Here is a 15,530-nt window from a genome sequence, read left to right as displayed (position 1 = left end):
ATTGTACAAGAACCGCAGCAAGTCTGCAGATTAGCTCTGCTTAAAATGTATTCTAATCTATTGACTATATTTGATAATATTTTAAGAAATCTAAAAACACGATTGAATTTATAAAAATTATCTGTTTTATCTATTTTTTAATCTCGAGTATCTTAGCCCATGCAGGAAAGGTAATAAATTGAGAGATTTAGAAATGTTTAAGCGTTCATTACTGGTTGCAATGCTTGCAACTGTCACAGCCGCACAAGCTGCCCCATTAACTAAAGATAACGGCGCGCCAGTGGGGGATAACCAGAACTCGATCACTGCTGGTCCAAAAGGTTCCGTTTTACTTCAAGATGTACAATTAGTTCAAAAATTACAACGTTTTGGTCGTGAGCGTATTCCTGAGCGTGTGGTACATGCGCGTGGTACAGGGGCATATGGTGAATTCGTTGCAACCAAAGACCTGTCTGATCTGACCCTTGCTTCATTGTTCAAAGCCGGTACTAAAACTCCAGTTTTCTTACGCTTCTCTACCGTAATTCATGGTAAAGGTTCACCAGAGACTTTACGTGACCCGCACGGTTTCGCAGTGAAGTTCTACACACAAGAAGGTAACTGGGACTTGGTCGGTAACCAGACACCAGTCTTCTTTATCCGTGATGCGATCAAATTCCCAGACTTCATTCATGCCATGAAGCCAAGCCCGGTGACTAACGTACAAGATGCCAACCGTGTGTTTGATTTCTTGTCGAGCCAGCCATGGGCAACCAACATGCTGACCTATGTATACGGCAAGCAAGGTGTTCCAACCAGCTACCGCGAACAGGACGGTTTTGGTGTTCACGCTTACAAACTGTATAACGACAAAGGCGAATACAAGTACGTGAAATTCAACTTCCGCTCTAAACAAGGCGTGAAGGGCTTGAACGTGAAAGAAGCGGCTGAGCAGCAAGGTAAAGATTTCAACCATTTGACCAATGATCTTTACAACAACATTTATGCAGGTAACTTCCCGAAATGGGATCTGTATATTCAGGTGCTTGATCCTAAAGACCTGGGCAAGTTTGATTTCGATCCGCTAGATCCAACTAAAATCTGGCCAACTGAGCTGGTTCCAGAAACTAAAGTCGGTACCTTGACCCTGAACCGTATGCCGAAGAACTTCTTCAACGAGACTGAACAGTCGGCATTTGCGCCAGGTAACCTGGTTCCAGGTATCGAGCCATCAGAAGACCGTCTGCTACAAGGTCGAATCTTCTCTTACTCAGATACACAAATGTACCGTCTGGGTGCAAACCACCAGCAGATTCCGGTCAACCGCCCAGTGGTGAATGTGAATAATAACAACCAGGATGGCTACATGAATGTATCTGAGCGTGACTCAGATGTGAACTATGAGCCTAGCCGTAAAGAGCCAAAAGCTGCAACTGCGAAAGCACGTGCGGTTCAAACTCCACTTACTGGCACAGTTCAACAGATCGGTGCCAAAGAACAGAACTTCAAGCAGGCTGGTGAACTTTACCGCTCATACACAGCTAAAGAGAAAGATGACCTGATCATGAACCTGGCTGCTGACTTAGGTGCAGTGAAAGATTCAGAAACCAAGCACATCATGTTGTCTTATTTCTACAAGGCAGATGCAGACTACGGTACCCGTATGACCAAAGCAGTCAACGGTAACCTGGCGACGGTTAAAGCCAAAGCTGCAAAATTAAAAGACTAATCTCGATTGGTCTTGAGGAACTGGTGACTAGGGTATAGCACATCACCTCCGAAAAGTCCTGTAAAACTCCAAACCTTTCCTGCACCCTAGGGGGAGTTTTACAGGCACTCCGTTTCTATCTCATCTCAGGTGAATTGAATCCTGAGTGACTGAAATTTTCTTTTCGATTTCTGTTGGAGTTCATCATGAAATTTATGCCAAAAGCATTTTTAGCCAGTATTCTTGCCTTCAGTTCCGCATTTGCAACTGCTGCTGAAGTGAAGAATGTCTCCCCTGCAAAAACTGTGGCAAGCGTTCAGATGACTTCACAACAGGAATTGGTCGACCTCTTCTTCGCTGCTGCCAAAATTGGCAATAGCGAAGTCATCAACGAATTTTTAAAACATGGCTTTCCGGTCGATGTGCGCAATAAAGACGGTTATACCCCGCTGATGATGGCGACCTATTATGGTCATCAGAGTATTGTTACAACCTTGTTGAAACATGGTGCAGACCGCTGTGCCCGAGACAACCGCGGCAATACCGCTTTAATGGGGGCCTTGTTCAAAATGGAATTTGCCATCGCCAAACAGCTGCGTCAGATGGATTGTGATGCCCAAGCCAAAAAGGCCGGACAAAAAACCACGGCTGAATTTGCTAAAGTGATTGGCCAGGAAAAACAGCTACAAAAAATCATCCAGGAAGCAGAAAAACCTAAAGTAAAAGCAGACAAATAAGCTGTTATTTATGGTAGTACTTTGGTCTATATTTCTCCTGGCTGTATGTAATTGCTGCAATATTGCAGGGCTTTTTATGCTTTAATGCAAAGATAAGCACAGCGATATTTCCTAAGTTATGGCGCCAATCATCCAATCCCTGCTTGATACTGACTTGTACAAATTCACCATGTTACAAGTGGTATTACACAAGTTTCCGCAAACGCACAGTCTTTATCATTTCCGTTGCCGTAATCTTGAAGATACGGTTTATCCACTCACGGATATCCTGGATGATCTGAACCATCAGCTTGATCTGCTGTGCCAGCTGAAATTTAAAGAAGATGAACTGCAGTATTTACGCAGCTTGCGTTTTATCAAAAGTGATTTTGTGGATTATCTGGAGCTGTTCCAGCTCAAACGCCGCTTTATCAAGGCGACCATCGACAGTGAAGGTCGTTTAGACATTACCGTTGAAGGCCCAATGGTTCAGGCCATGATGTTTGAAATCTTTGTCCTAGCGATTGTCAACGAACTGTATTTTAGCCGGATCCGTACTCCAGAAGTGCTGATAGAAGGTGAACGTCGGCTGCAGGCCAAAATGCAACTACTGAAACAGTACGATGCTTCGCAGGATTCAAATGATCCGCCATTTCTGGTATCTGATTTTGGTACCCGCCGCCGTTACAGCTTCGAGTGGCAAAAGCATGTGGTGGAAGAATTTAATAAGGCAGCGCCACAAGTCTTCCGTGGAACCAGTAATGTACTATTAGCCAAAGAACTGGGTATTACGCCAATTGGTACGATGGCGCATGAATTCCTGCAAGCTTTCCAGGCACTGGATGTACGCCTGCGTGATTTCCAGAAAGCAGCACTTGAAACCTGGGTACAGGAATATCGTGGTGATCTGGGAATTGCCCTGACTGATGTGGTCGGGATGGATGCCTTCTTACGTGATTTCGACCTGTATTTTGCCAAGCTGTTTGATGGCCTGCGTCATGACAGTGGCGACCCTTATGAATGGGGCGATAAAGCCTATGCCCACTATAAAAAACTGAAAATAGACAGCAAAACCAAGATGCTGACTTTCAGTGATGGCCTGAATCTGGAAAAAGCCTGGAAACTGCATCAGTACTTCAAAGATCGCTTCCAGGTTAGCTTCGGGATCGGAACGAATTTGACCAATGACATGGGGCAGACACCGCTGAATATCGTGCTGAAACTGGTGGAATGTAACCGTCAGTCAGTCGCAAAAATTTCCGACAGTCCAGGAAAAACCATGACCGACAATGATACCTTCCTTGCGTATCTGCGTCAGGTATTTGACATCAGCGAAGTCGCTGAATAATAATCCCAATCAGCCGTCTCAAACTTGAGACGGTTTTTTATGCAATGTCCTGTCTGTTAGGGTCGTTAGCATAAATTGTGATAAATAACTCAATAAAAACCGCATAATTGTAAAAATGAGCTGTGCTAAGATCAGACTGATTTGAACCATAACACCTATGATAACGATGACAGCTTTAGCTTTTAATTTGGGTCTGCTGATAGAAACAGAAGACTTGGTGCAGCATCTGGGCAATGAAAAACTCCGTATTGTTGACCTGAGCCGTGCCTCTGTTTATGAACAGTTGCATATTCCGTATGCACTCCATTTACAGCCAAAAATGCTGGTTCGTCAGGAAGAGCAAGCTTTGGGTTTATTACCGGATCAAGAAGGCCTAGAAGCACTGGTTCGTTATCTGAATATTTCTCCTGAGCATCATGTCGTGGCTTATGATGATGAAGGTGGGGCTTGGGCAGGGCGTCTGTTATGGAACTTACATTGTTTAGGATTTGAGAACACCAGCTTACTCAATGGCGGTATTCATGCCTGGTTAGCGGCTGGGCTGCCGACTTCCTCTGATCCGGTGAAGCTGGAGCCAGTCGAACAACTGGTGCAAATCAACCTGAATCAGGAAAATGTAGTACGGATTGACTATGAAGCCCTACGTCAGCAGGTCGATCAAGGGCAGATCCAGCTCTGGGATTGCCGTACTGAAGATGAATATACCGGCTTGCGTCTGACAGCGCGACGCGGCGGTCACATTCCGGGAGCACGTCATTTTGAGTGGAGTACTGCCCTTAACCGTGAAAATCATTTAAAATTACACCCTTTGCAGCGCACACAACAGCGCCTGGAACAACTGGGTTTTAATCTTAAGCAGCCTGTGGTGGTGTACTGTCAGTCACATCACCGCTCCGGGCTGGCCTATATCTTAGGACGTCTGCTCGGCTGGAAAATTCAGGCTTATGACGGTGCGTGGAGTGAATGGGGCAACCGCCTCGATAGTCCAATCGCTACAGGGGAGTTGCCATCTTGAGCATCACATCGCGTTTAAAACAACAATTATTTATCCAGGCTCAGAAAGTGGTGCCACAGCATCGTCTGTCTCGTGTGGTAGGTAAAATTGCAGCCAGTGAAAATCCGGTTGTAAAAACTGCGGTGATTTCTGCTTTTAAAGCCAAATACGGCATCGATATGTCGATTGCGGAGCAGACCAATGCCTTGAAGTTCAAGTCATTTAATGATTTCTTTACCCGCGGTCTAAGAACCGGAGTGCGTGCGGTTGACGCTGACCAGGGCAGTATTGTTTCTCCTGCCGATGGCGCCATTTCCCAGCTCGGCAAGATTGAAAATGGTGATGTGTTCCAGGCCAAAGGCCAAAAGTTTACAGTTGAAAATCTGATTGCCGATCCACAACTGGCGCAGCCATTCAAAAACGGTGAATTTGCCACAGTATATCTGTCACCACGTGACTATCACCGTGTGCATATGCCATTTGCTGGCACACTGACAGAAACCCTGTATGTACCGGGTGAACTGTTCTCGGTCAATCAGACGACAGCAGAAAATATTCCAGGCCTGTTTGCACGTAATGAGCGCATGGTGTGCCTGTTTGATACTGAGCTTGGTCGTATGGCAGTGGTGCTTGTTGGGGCCATGATTGTAGCCGGTATTGAAACCGTGGCGACGGGTAAAGTAAAACCTTCAGGCCGGATTGAATTGAACCAGCATAATCTGTTTCTAGAAAAAGGTGCAGAACTTGGCCGTTTCTACCTGGGCTCAACGGCTGTCATTCTGTTTGAAGAAAACAAGATGCAATGGGATGAGAAGTTTAAAGCCAATTCAACAGTGTTGATGGGTGAAGCTTTAGGGCATACCGTTTAAGAAAATTCCTCCCGACCTTCCTTTGAAAAGGGAGGAATTAAAAGGTACAAAAAAAGCGCCATCAGGCGCTTTTTTAGATCTAGAATTTATTTATTGCTTCACAACAATCGAATCGATACCACTATGCTGCAAAGTCTGTTGTGCAATCACCGCCGCTTCTACAGAATCATAGGGACCGGAAACCACACGGTACCAGACCTTGCCATTTTCAACACTTCTGACCACATCCGCAGATAGGCCATTCAGGATAATCTCGGCACGGCGTGCATCTGCCTGATCCGGATCATCAAAACTGCGTACTTGTAGAATATAGGTCGCTACTGGTGCAACAGGTTCTTCAGTTACCAGTCCCGGCTCATTCACAGTTTCAGGTGCAGCTTCCTCAGTTCGAGGAGCTTCTACAATGACCACAGCATCCTGTTTATTGGTTTCAGGCACAGCCTGTTCAGGAATTGGAGTAACCTGCTGTTTCGGCAACAGGTCATAGAAGCGATAATCCTTGTTGGTGTCTTCCTCTTCATAATGCTGAGAAGTGATCTGATCATTGTTTGGTTTTACAGGTTCCCATGGCTTCCACAGCATGAGCGCCACCAGAAAACTTAACACGATTAAAATGATCACGAGTGTGCCTAGCCATGCAGGAATCAATGGCTTCTTTGGCTTGTTCGGACGTTCAGATACACCGCGTTGCGTTTTTCCAAACACTGGGGATTTCCTCTTGTATTTATTTTACCAGACAGAAAAAGGCATAACCGGTGTTATGCCTTACTCTCTGCATCGTATGTGATCGTAATACAAATGTCATTATACAAATCACCCACTCCACAGGATATTTTTATGAACTAGATGTCAAATCGGACATCTAATTCATAGTTTTGGCTGTCTACTTGCATGCTTACTCTGAACAAAGTTCTTCGTCTTGCGTCAAATGTAAAAGCAATGCTTTACATTTCCACTTCGAGCCCAGCTCTCGTCTTGCGAGCATGCAAAGCAGTGCTTTGCTTACATGCTCTCAGGAGCTGATACGCCAAGAAGTTCCAGACCATTACGGAGCACTTGACGTACATTTACAGACAACAGCAGACGAGCTTGAGTCAGTTCAGCATCATCACCGAGTACTTTGTTCTCATTGTACCAACCATGGAACAATGCAGCCAATTCTTTCAGATAGTTACCCACCTGGTGCGGTTCATAGCTGTTTGCAGCACGAACCACAATCTCAGGGTAGGCTGCCAGTTTTGCCAGGATTTCAGTTTCAGCATCCAGCTCGAGTTTGGCAGCCAGACTACGTGCAGCCACAGCATCAAAGTTCACGCCAGTCGCAATAGCCTTTTCTAACATACGGCAGATACGTGCATGGGCATACTGGATATAGTACACAGCGTTATCCTTGCTTTGTGACACTGCAAGATCAAGGTCAAAGTCAATATGCTGTTCAGACTTACGCATTACATAGTAGAAACGTGCTGCATCATTACCTACTTCTTTACGCAGGTCGCGTAAAGTCACGAACTGACCTGAACGAGATGACATTTGCACCATCTCACCACCACGCCATAAGCTGACGAACTGCACTAACAGCACAGTCAGTTTCTTCGAATCATAACCCAGTGCATCAATTGCGGCTTTTACACGTGCGATATAACCGTGATGGTCTGAACCCCAGATATCAATGATATCGGTATAGCCACGTTGTAGTTTATTTAAGTGGTACGCAATGTCTGATGCGAAATAAGTCGTTTGACCATTACGGCGTTTGACCACACGGTCTTTTTCATCACCAAATTCAGTTGATTTGAACCAGATATTGCCATCTTTTTCGTATAAGAAACCACGTTGATCCAGCGTTTGTAATGCTTCTTCAATTTTTTCTGTCAAAGACGCTTCACTGAACCACTGGTTGAAAGTTACACCAAATTCACCAAGGTCATCTTTAATGTCATCAAGAATCGCTTTAAGCGCTGCTTGATGGAACACGCGGTAACCTTCGCCAATTAAGCTTTGAGAATTGAAGATCAAGCCATCGATATGTTTTTCTTTATCGCCTGAAAGTATGACTTTATTGCCTTCAGCATCCGGTTCAGCCGCAAACTGCACATCTTCAGGTACGTCTTTGTAGACATCTGCTACCGGGCGTACATAGGCATCGCCATCCTGGTCGATAATGCTTTGTGCGATCTCTTTAACATAGTCGCCTTGATAGGCATTTTTCGGGAATACCAGTTCTTGGCCAGTCAATTCCAGATAACGTAAATAAGTTGAAGTCGCCAGAATATCCATTTGACGACCAGCATCATTCACATAATATTCGCGGTCAACTTTGGCACCTGTTGCCTCTAACAGGTTCGCTACGGTCATACCATATGCAGCACCACGGCCATGACCCACATGCAGGCTAGAAGTTGGATTCGCAGAAACGAATTCCACCTGGATGCGTTTTTCCGCATTGGCCTGGGTACGACCATAAGTCGCTTGTTGCGCCTGGATCTGGTCCAGAACTGCGAAACGCTGGTCAGCATTCAGGAAGAAGTTAATGAAACCCGGGCCTGCAATCTCGGCTTTGCTGATATCTGCAACTTCTGGCAAGGCAGCAAGGATTTTTTCTGCTAAATCACGCGGCTTCATACCCGCAGCTTTAGACGCGATCATGGCAATATTTGATGCAAAGTCACCGTGGCTACGGTCTTTGGTACGCGTCAAATTACTTGTATTGTTCCAGTCAGATGGGAGTACGTTTTGTGCCTGTAAGGTTTGCACTGCATGATCGAGAGCTGCTTGGATTGCCGTATTCATAATCAGTCGAAAATAGATATCGCAGAAAAACAGCAAATATAGCAAATTTCCGACTCTTTAGGTAAAACCATTTATGGGGAATAAAAAATATACGATCGGTAGCTGGAAGATTTATACAAAATTGTCATTTATTCGTTCGTATATCACATAAAGAATATCGTAATAAGCAAGTTGCAAAATTTGCTATAAAAATGAATCCTCAATCACTGAAAATAGCCTATATTAACCAGATTGAAATAACAAAAAGAGCTTGCAGTGGATTCGCAACAACGTCCGGTTATCTTTGGCAATACTCCTAAACTTCCCGCTAAATGGGCACTGATAATTATCCCTTTCATCCTGTCCTGCCTGATGAGCGGTATCATTTCTTTCATTAATATGCTGCGTACTTTGGGCTGGATTGAAGGTTTTATTTCATTATGGCTGCATAACTGGATGATTTCCTGGGCGTTCGCTTTTCCGATCGTGCTGCTATTGTTGCCATTCGTACGTAAGCTCACTGGCCTGTTGGTGGATATGAGTGGCTCACAACTACCGAAGTAGATTTATTGATTGCATACCACTCACGCGTTGATTGAGTTGATTTACCTGCCGATTTTGAAAAGTATACAGCTGGCCCGAATGATCAATTTTCAGGACTCTGGCTTGCACTAGAGCAAGCCGGAAGATCTCCAGCTTTTTGAGATTAAGCAGAACAAAAGGATTACCAAGATTGTTCTAGCAGGAACTACACCTGACCTTGTACTGCTTAAAACACGTTTAAGGTTTTCTAGAGTTCTTATCTGGCAAATAGAAAATTGAATGATGGCTCAATCCCTGAGATTTGAGCATAAGCTAAGAATCAAAGCACATATTCGACAATGGCCCGGATAATCCCCAGTACCAGACCGATAAAGGCCCCGACCACCACGCCGTTGACCCGGATCATATGCAGATCGCCACCGACCTCATTTTCAATCTTGTCAATCATTTCACGTGAATCCCATTCATGAATCCGTTCACTGATAAAACGGATGACTTTCTCGCTGTATTGATCACTTAAGTCAACTGCCATATTACTCATACGGTTATTCAGTAATTCACGCACTGAACTGTTGGAAATGATATTTTCACCCACTTGCTGAATGGCAATACGTAGATTCTCTGCAATACCGGAATCCGGTTTTTCCAGATCTGCCTTGATCGCATCACAGAGAATCACCACGGCACCACTAATGAAGTTCAGTACCTGTGGGCTGTCCAGCAGGGCATCTTTAGCAGAATTTAGACGCTGACTGGCATCGCTATCATTGTCAGCTAGTTGCAGCATCAGCTGATGGGCGGACTCTTCAATCTTCAGGCGCCAAGGATGATCCGGATCTGCCAGCATGGCTTCGACGCGCTGAATTACCGAGTCGATACTGCGCTGTTGCACGTCAATCCCGATCCAGCTGGCACCCTTTGCCAATTTCCACACCCCCATTTCCTTAAACAGGGTACGGGTCAGTTCACGGGTCTGCTCCGGATGAGACGTCATCCAGGCATGTACCAGATCCAGGCCACGTTGCAGAACATCCTGATGAAAATCATTTTCCAGTACAGCGCGCAACATCTCACTGGCCAGATGATTGATCTGGGTGCTTTTCACCCATTGCACACTATTGCTCTGAATAAAGCCGGAAATCTGTTCCTGACCGACAAATTCAAAGATCCGTGGAGCAGTCTGCTGGATGACCTGAGTCACCTGACGGTTATTCTCCGGATTTGCCAGCCAGCGGCCTGCTGCCAGGCTCAGGTCGGTACTGGCCAGACTACGCTCCACAATTTGTGGAGACAGGAAGTTTTCCTGCACAAAGCGACCCATCGACTCGGCAATACGGGCCTTATTGCGTGGAATGATCTCGGTGTGGTCACGCAGAAACCTGGGAATGGGCAACTTGCCAAAAGGATTGCGGAACAGAACGGTAATTGCGTACCAGTCTGCCATTCCACCTACCACACCTGCTTCTGCAGACAGCATCAGGATATGGATCAACCATACATATTCTGGCAGTAATTTGGCAGCGACCATCAGTGCCAGCCAGGTGACGACAGCCACAATTAAGGCAATGGTGGCAAAACGTTTACTGCGTTGCAGGCTCGGTGAACTGGTCTCTGTCTGCATAAAGACTCCTATTTAGTCATAGTCACAGGCTGTGGCTGCAGTATCTCACCTGTTGGGCTCAGACCATATTTAGCGCCGAGCGATTGTAGAATCAAGCGAGCATCGAAGGCATCTTTGGGCGCCTGTCCCTGTTTAAAGCATTCAATCGTATAGGCAATCTGTGCTGGCTCTACAGTGACACGATACGGCATGTCATAGAAGGGATCAGGCCAATAAAATGGATAACGGCGATAATAGCCATAGGGATATGGCATGGGTGTGGGATAGACGATTGCTTCACGCGGAGGTCGTTGGGTACGGTTGCTTGGATCATCCAGCACCCGAAAGAACTGGAAACCATTCTGTATAGTCGTCTGGGCCGCCTTAACTAAGGTAATTTCTTCAGCTGTCCCAAAGCTCATGTTTGGACGCGCCTTGAAACTGATCCGGTAAGTCTGGGCATTGAGAGGTGTAGTACTGTACTGGCCGAGCTGATCAAAGGTCAGTGGTTTGGAAGGCGTCGTTGCACAGCCTGAAAGCAGGGCAGTGCTTGCAAATGCTAAGGCGATGATGGTCTTCTTCATCTTCGTTCTCCTGATGGGGTGATCCAGCGACAGCAGTACCTGAAAATACCTAAAAACTGCTATCCGGCTGGGTCAGGAAACTTAATTCTTCCTCGGTAGATTCACGGCCCAGAATCTGGTTGCGATGTGGGTAGCGTCCAAAGCGTTCGATAATGATTTTATGCTTGATTTCATATTCGAGATTAGACGGATTACCGAGGCGTTGAAATAGTTTGAAGGCATATTCATGAATCAGTCTGGATTCACTGTGCATGAACGGCATATATAAAAAAGCCCGCTGTTCCGGACTGAGCTGCTTGTCCAGATCCAGGCTAATGGCTTCCTGTGCCAGAGCTAGAGCCAGGCTATCCTGGGCAAAAGCACGTGCAGTACCCCGAAAAATATTGCGAGAAAACTGGTCCAGAACAATGATTTCTGCCAGACGGCCTTCGGCAGTTTTACGCCAGGACCATAATTCGGCCTGACTTGCCTGTTCCAGAATTTCTGAAAATTGCTCAGTCAAACTTTGGTCGAAATGGTCGCTTTTGGCAAACCAGTTCGGCTGGTTCTCGGCACTAAACCAGAAGTCCAAAATATCTTGATAATTCATAAGGTTTACAATTCATTAGCATTTATTTGTTAATAAAATCACAAATTTCACATGTCTTATAGAGAAAGTTTGTGTTAAAAATTTGCGGAATTAAAATCAATGGTTTGCCTGAAAAGCAGGCAGGGTGTAATGTGCGGATCTAAAATCACGTTATACTCTTATAAAATGATGATTTTATTTTAATAGTTTAGCCCATTAAGCGAGATTGTAATGAGTCAACCTGAATCGACCAGCCAAGCTGTATTACCAACTTGGGTGGATTCGTCGCTCATCAAGGGGATGCTGCGCGGAATTGAGCGAGAAAGCCTGCGTATGCAAGGTAATGGCTTTCTGTCGCAAAGGCCGCATCCTGTAGCACTAGGTTCAGCCCTGACTCATCCGCATATCACCACTGACTATTCTGAAGCTTTGATGGAGTTTATTACTCCGCCAAAAGACAGTATTCGTGGCGCTTTGGATTACCTGATGGATATCCATGCCATCGTACATCGCAAACTGGAAGATGAAGAAAAGCTGTGGCCGATGTCGATGCCATGCATGCTCGACAGCAGCGATGACAGCATTCCACTGGCGCAGTACGGTTCTTCCAATATTGGTTTATTCAAGACACTTTACCGTCGTGGTCTAGGTGTGCGCTATGGTCGCCGTATGCAGACCATTTCGGGCGTACATTATAATCTGTCTTTCCCGGATCATTTCTTCGAAGCGCTACAGGCCAACGAAAGTGATGAATCACTGCGTAACTTAAGCCTGCAGGATTACCGTAGCCACCGTTATATGGGGCTGATCCGTAATTTTATCCGACTGACACCATTGGTGATGTTCCTGGTCGGTGCTAGCCCGGCAGTGTGCCAATGCTTTATGACCGGTCGTGACCATCAGCTGTTGCCACTTACTCGCGGCACCTTATATACCCCATATTCAACTGCATTGCGCATGGGCCGTTTCGGTTATCAGAACTCAGCCCAAAAGCAGCTCGGTATTCATTACAATAACTTGCAGGACTATCTGGAAGGTCTGCAAAAAGCAGTTAAAACACCATATAAACAATTTACCCGTCTGGGCCTTGAAGATGCAGCAGGACAACCAATCCAGATCAATGATCATGTGCTACAGATCGAAAATGAATATTACAGTCTGGTACGTCCAAAGCAGGTGCCAGAAGCCGGTGAAACTCCATCACAGGCACTGGCAAATCGTGGTATTGGCTATGTGGAACTGCGTGCAGTGGATGTCAATCCATACAGCCCGATCGGGATTGATGAACATACCGCAGGCTTCCTGGAAGTAGTTGCACTGTACTGTTTATTGCAGGACAGCCCGGCACTGCTGAGCGATGAGCAGGACATCATCGAAAAGAATCAGGCTGAAGTGGTCAATCGTGGTCGTGCTCCGAATGCGGCTATTCTGGAAAATGGTCAAAAATATCTAATCGAAGACTGGTGTGCAGTTCATCTGGCGCGCATGCAGCCGCTGGCAGAATTATTGGATGCAGCATATGGCAATAATCTTTACACGACGGCCATGAAAACCATGCAAATCCGTGTTGATGAAGTCGATGCGACACTTTCTGCGCTTGTGGTGGGTGATATCCGTAAGCAGGGTGGCATGTGGCATTTCGGCCAGGTGCTGGCACAGCAGCATGCTGCGGTTTATCAAGCGCATCAGCTCAGTAAAAAAACCACTGCATATTTTGATGAGTTAGTACAAAAGTCCTTGCAGCAACAGCAGGAACTCGAGCAAGATAGCAGCATCAGCTTTGCTGAATATCTCGCTCAATTTCGATAAAAAACAAGAGGATCGACCATGAAATGGGGTTACCGCTTCGTGAGTGGTGCGTTATTTGCCGCATCCGTGATGGGGATGGCATTTGCATTATATCTAGAACATGTGCAGGGCCTTGAGCCTTGCCCGTTGTGTATTTTTCAGCGTATTGGCCTGATTGGTCTGGGGATTATTTCTTTCATTGCTTTCTTGCATAATCCGAAAGCAAATGGCATGAAACGCCTGTATGCCTTTTTAGGATCACTGAGTATTTTGTGGTCCGCAGGTGTAGCAGGACGTCATGTCTGGCTGCAAAACCTGCCGCCGGATAAAATCCCAAGTTGTGGTCCGGGTCTGGATTACTGGCTGGAAACCTTGCCAATGAAGTCGGTGTTCCAGCAGGTACTCAGCGGTTCAGGTGAATGTGCCAAAGTGGACTGGACTTTTCTGGGGCAGTCTTTACCAGTCTGGTCACTGGTATTTTTCTGTATCTTGTTACTGGTCAGTTTATGGCAGTTATTCCGTAAATATCAGACGGCGCCAGTCAAACGCCTAAGAGATAAATACTGATGCAAATAAAAGCCCTCATTTGAGGGTTTTTTTTATAACTGAATCAGGTCAGAGCAATGCCTTCAACACTTTCCAGATCCATCATATATTCATGGATCTGGTCAAAGACTTTGTCCTCCACACTCGGATAGAACCAGCGCACGATCTGTTCAGCCACTTGTGGGTGAAACCGGATTTCAAAATGGTTCAATCCATAGAAAATCGCTTTATGGGAGTCTGGAACTTTCAACTGAAAACGCGGGTTTGGATGTTCACCGAGCGCACTTTTGACACTGACCAGATAATCCCCAATCACATTGCGGGTGCGGTTATGCCGGTTTTCATATTCAATTGTACCGGCCACCAGATAGGTCTGGATATGCGACGGAATCGGTGCCGGTTTACGGTTATCATCCATTAGGCCAATTCTGACTTCATTATGTTCCCAGTCATCATCCCGAACACTGCCGTGGCGCAGATCCAGAATGCCATTACTGCGGATATTCACCACATGACCAATAATCTTTCCAAACGGGAAGCGTCCCAATTTATCCTGCAGGCTAAAACCAAAGCGCTCTAATGCTGCACCATGATGTGGTGAGCCGAGGCAGACCAGATTGTCGACCATATTGACCCATTCATAGACATGCTGTTTACCATAGAACAGGGCACTACGAGCAACTAATCCGCCCATACTGTGTCCGATCAGATCAATACTGGTAATGCCGGGATTGCGGGTGATCAAGTCATGCAGGGTATTGGCCAGACTACGGCCATTGGCGGAGATACGGCGTCCGGAATTATAGTTGAGGTACAACATGGTATTGTTATCACGCTGCGTCAGCAGCTTTTCACCAATGCCTTCATGTTTATGATTGGACCAGGTCAGATGATTCATGCATAAACCATGCACGAAGATAGTAATTCGACCCGTCAATTCGCCCTGCTGTAGTGAGGTATAATGATCATAAATCACCATCGGCAACGCCATCGGATTTTGATGCTTGATCAGATAGTCGCCAATAATGCCATTTAATACACTTACCAGAAAATGCAGGCTTGGTGTCAGCGGCTTGTCATGCAGGCGTGGAAATTTGGTAATAATACGGCGCAGTCCAGGGGCAACCATGGTATTGCCATAGTGGAACAACAGGTCATAGGAACGCTGATAGAGCCGGACAATGGCAGGCAGGTTCTGGATTTTTTCTGAATGACGTTCACTTAAACCAAAGAAACTATATAAGATTTCACGCTGGATAGTCTTGATCAGTTCTTGGGCAACATCATTAAACCGCATGGTAACAAGCTGAGCAAGTCCTTCCAGTACATCTGCCTGGGTAGGAGGAGTACGATCCCACTTGCAATAGGTTTCATGCAATGGCGTTAAGCTTGTCATTGGATCCGTTCCTTTCATCAATGCGAATATCTGAGACCTTTCTTTTTAAAGATGTTCGCGGTATAAATTCTTCTGAACTTTGATGTTTCTAATTTTTCTGGGAATATTCTTAAAATACC

At 45.8% G+C, this 15,530-nt stretch carries 14 protein-coding genes; 8 read left to right on the top strand and 6 right to left on the bottom strand.

Features of this window, described 5'->3' with window-relative positions:
- Positions 1-193 precede the first annotated feature (193 nt).
- The 5 genes from F955_RS03010 (at position 194) to asd (ending at position 5,614) form a co-directional block, all read left to right on the top strand.
- Complete coding sequence (locus tag F955_RS03010; RefSeq protein ID WP_004890898.1) at positions 194-1,708, top strand: catalase; 1,515 nt, start codon at positions 194-196, stop codon at positions 1,706-1,708.
- A gap of 185 nt (positions 1,709-1,893) precedes the next feature.
- Positions 1,894-2,424 (top strand): ankyrin repeat domain-containing protein, encoded by a 531-nt coding sequence (locus tag F955_RS03005; RefSeq protein ID WP_004890896.1) that lies wholly within the window; start codon positions 1,894-1,896, stop codon positions 2,422-2,424.
- Positions 2,425-2,542: 118 nt separating this feature from the next.
- The gene (pncB, locus tag F955_RS03000; protein WP_004890893.1) at positions 2,543-3,751 is read left to right on the top strand and encodes a nicotinate phosphoribosyltransferase; all 1,209 of its coding nucleotides are present in this window, start codon (positions 2,543-2,545) and stop codon (positions 3,749-3,751) included.
- A 166-nt stretch (positions 3,752-3,917) separates the two neighbouring features.
- On the top strand, positions 3,918-4,766 hold the full coding sequence (locus F955_RS02995) for a sulfurtransferase (RefSeq protein WP_004890889.1): 849 nt from the start codon (positions 3,918-3,920) through the stop codon (positions 4,764-4,766).
- Positions 4,763-5,614 carry an archaetidylserine decarboxylase gene (asd, locus tag F955_RS02990; RefSeq protein ID WP_004813864.1) on the top strand — a complete coding sequence of 284 codons (852 nt, stop codon included), beginning with the start codon at positions 4,763-4,765 and terminating at the stop codon, positions 5,612-5,614. The genes F955_RS02995 and asd overlap by 4 nt, the downstream gene beginning before the upstream one ends.
- Before the next feature lie 90 nt (positions 5,615-5,704).
- On the opposite strand, the gene F955_RS02985 is transcribed toward asd, so the two are convergent.
- Both F955_RS02985 and argS read right to left on the bottom strand, forming a co-directional pair.
- A complete protein-coding gene (locus F955_RS02985) occupies positions 5,705-6,319 on the bottom strand; it encodes an SPOR domain-containing protein (protein WP_004813862.1) in 615 nt (204 codons plus the stop codon).
- Positions 6,320-6,616: 297 nt separating this feature from the next.
- A complete protein-coding gene (gene argS, locus F955_RS02980; protein ID WP_017401707.1) occupies positions 6,617-8,407 on the bottom strand; it encodes an arginine--tRNA ligase in 1,791 nt (596 codons plus the stop codon).
- 255 nt (positions 8,408-8,662) lie between these two features.
- Here argS and F955_RS02975 point away from each other — a divergent pair, with 255 nt between their 5' ends.
- The gene (locus F955_RS02975; protein WP_004890882.1) at positions 8,663-8,950 is read left to right on the top strand and encodes a DUF2798 domain-containing protein; all 288 of its coding nucleotides are present in this window, start codon (positions 8,663-8,665) and stop codon (positions 8,948-8,950) included.
- A 298-nt stretch (positions 8,951-9,248) separates the two neighbouring features.
- Here the strand turns inward: F955_RS02975 and F955_RS02970 are convergent, their stop codons facing one another.
- From F955_RS02970 to F955_RS02960, 3 genes are read right to left on the bottom strand one after another with little or no spacing between them, the layout of a single operon-like run.
- Positions 9,249-10,550, bottom strand: coding sequence for a DUF445 domain-containing protein (locus F955_RS02970; RefSeq protein ID WP_004890880.1), 1,302 nt, complete (start codon positions 10,548-10,550; stop codon positions 9,249-9,251).
- Positions 10,551-10,558: 8 nt separating this feature from the next.
- Positions 10,559-11,113: a CC0125/CC1285 family lipoprotein gene (locus F955_RS02965; RefSeq protein ID WP_004890876.1), complete on the bottom strand. Its 555-nt coding sequence runs from the start codon at positions 11,111-11,113 to the stop codon at positions 10,559-10,561.
- A 49-nt stretch (positions 11,114-11,162) separates the two neighbouring features.
- Positions 11,163-11,702 carry a DUF924 family protein gene (locus F955_RS02960; protein ID WP_004890874.1) on the bottom strand — a complete coding sequence of 180 codons (540 nt, stop codon included), beginning with the start codon at positions 11,700-11,702 and terminating at the stop codon, positions 11,163-11,165.
- A 210-nt stretch (positions 11,703-11,912) separates the two neighbouring features.
- On the opposite strand from F955_RS02960, the gene gshA reads away from it, so the two are divergent.
- Positions 11,913-13,490 (top strand): glutamate--cysteine ligase, encoded by a 1,578-nt coding sequence (gene gshA, locus F955_RS02955; protein WP_004890871.1) that lies wholly within the window; start codon positions 11,913-11,915, stop codon positions 13,488-13,490.
- Positions 13,491-13,508: 18 nt separating this feature from the next.
- A complete protein-coding gene (locus F955_RS02950; protein WP_004890868.1) occupies positions 13,509-14,036 on the top strand; it encodes a disulfide bond formation protein B in 528 nt (175 codons plus the stop codon).
- A gap of 43 nt (positions 14,037-14,079) precedes the next feature.
- On the opposite strand, the gene F955_RS02945 is transcribed toward F955_RS02950, so the two are convergent.
- Positions 14,080-15,411 carry a PGAP1-like alpha/beta domain-containing protein gene (locus F955_RS02945; protein ID WP_004813848.1) on the bottom strand — a complete coding sequence of 444 codons (1,332 nt, stop codon included), beginning with the start codon at positions 15,409-15,411 and terminating at the stop codon, positions 14,080-14,082.
- Between the last annotated feature and the right edge of the window lie 119 nt (positions 15,412-15,530).

Source organism: Acinetobacter schindleri CIP 107287 (assembly GCF_000368625.1).
Lineage (GTDB): Bacteria > Pseudomonadota > Gammaproteobacteria > Pseudomonadales > Moraxellaceae > Acinetobacter > Acinetobacter schindleri.
The sequence above is the reverse complement of the archived record's forward strand: the minus strand, read 5'-3'. Positions and strand labels throughout refer to the sequence as shown.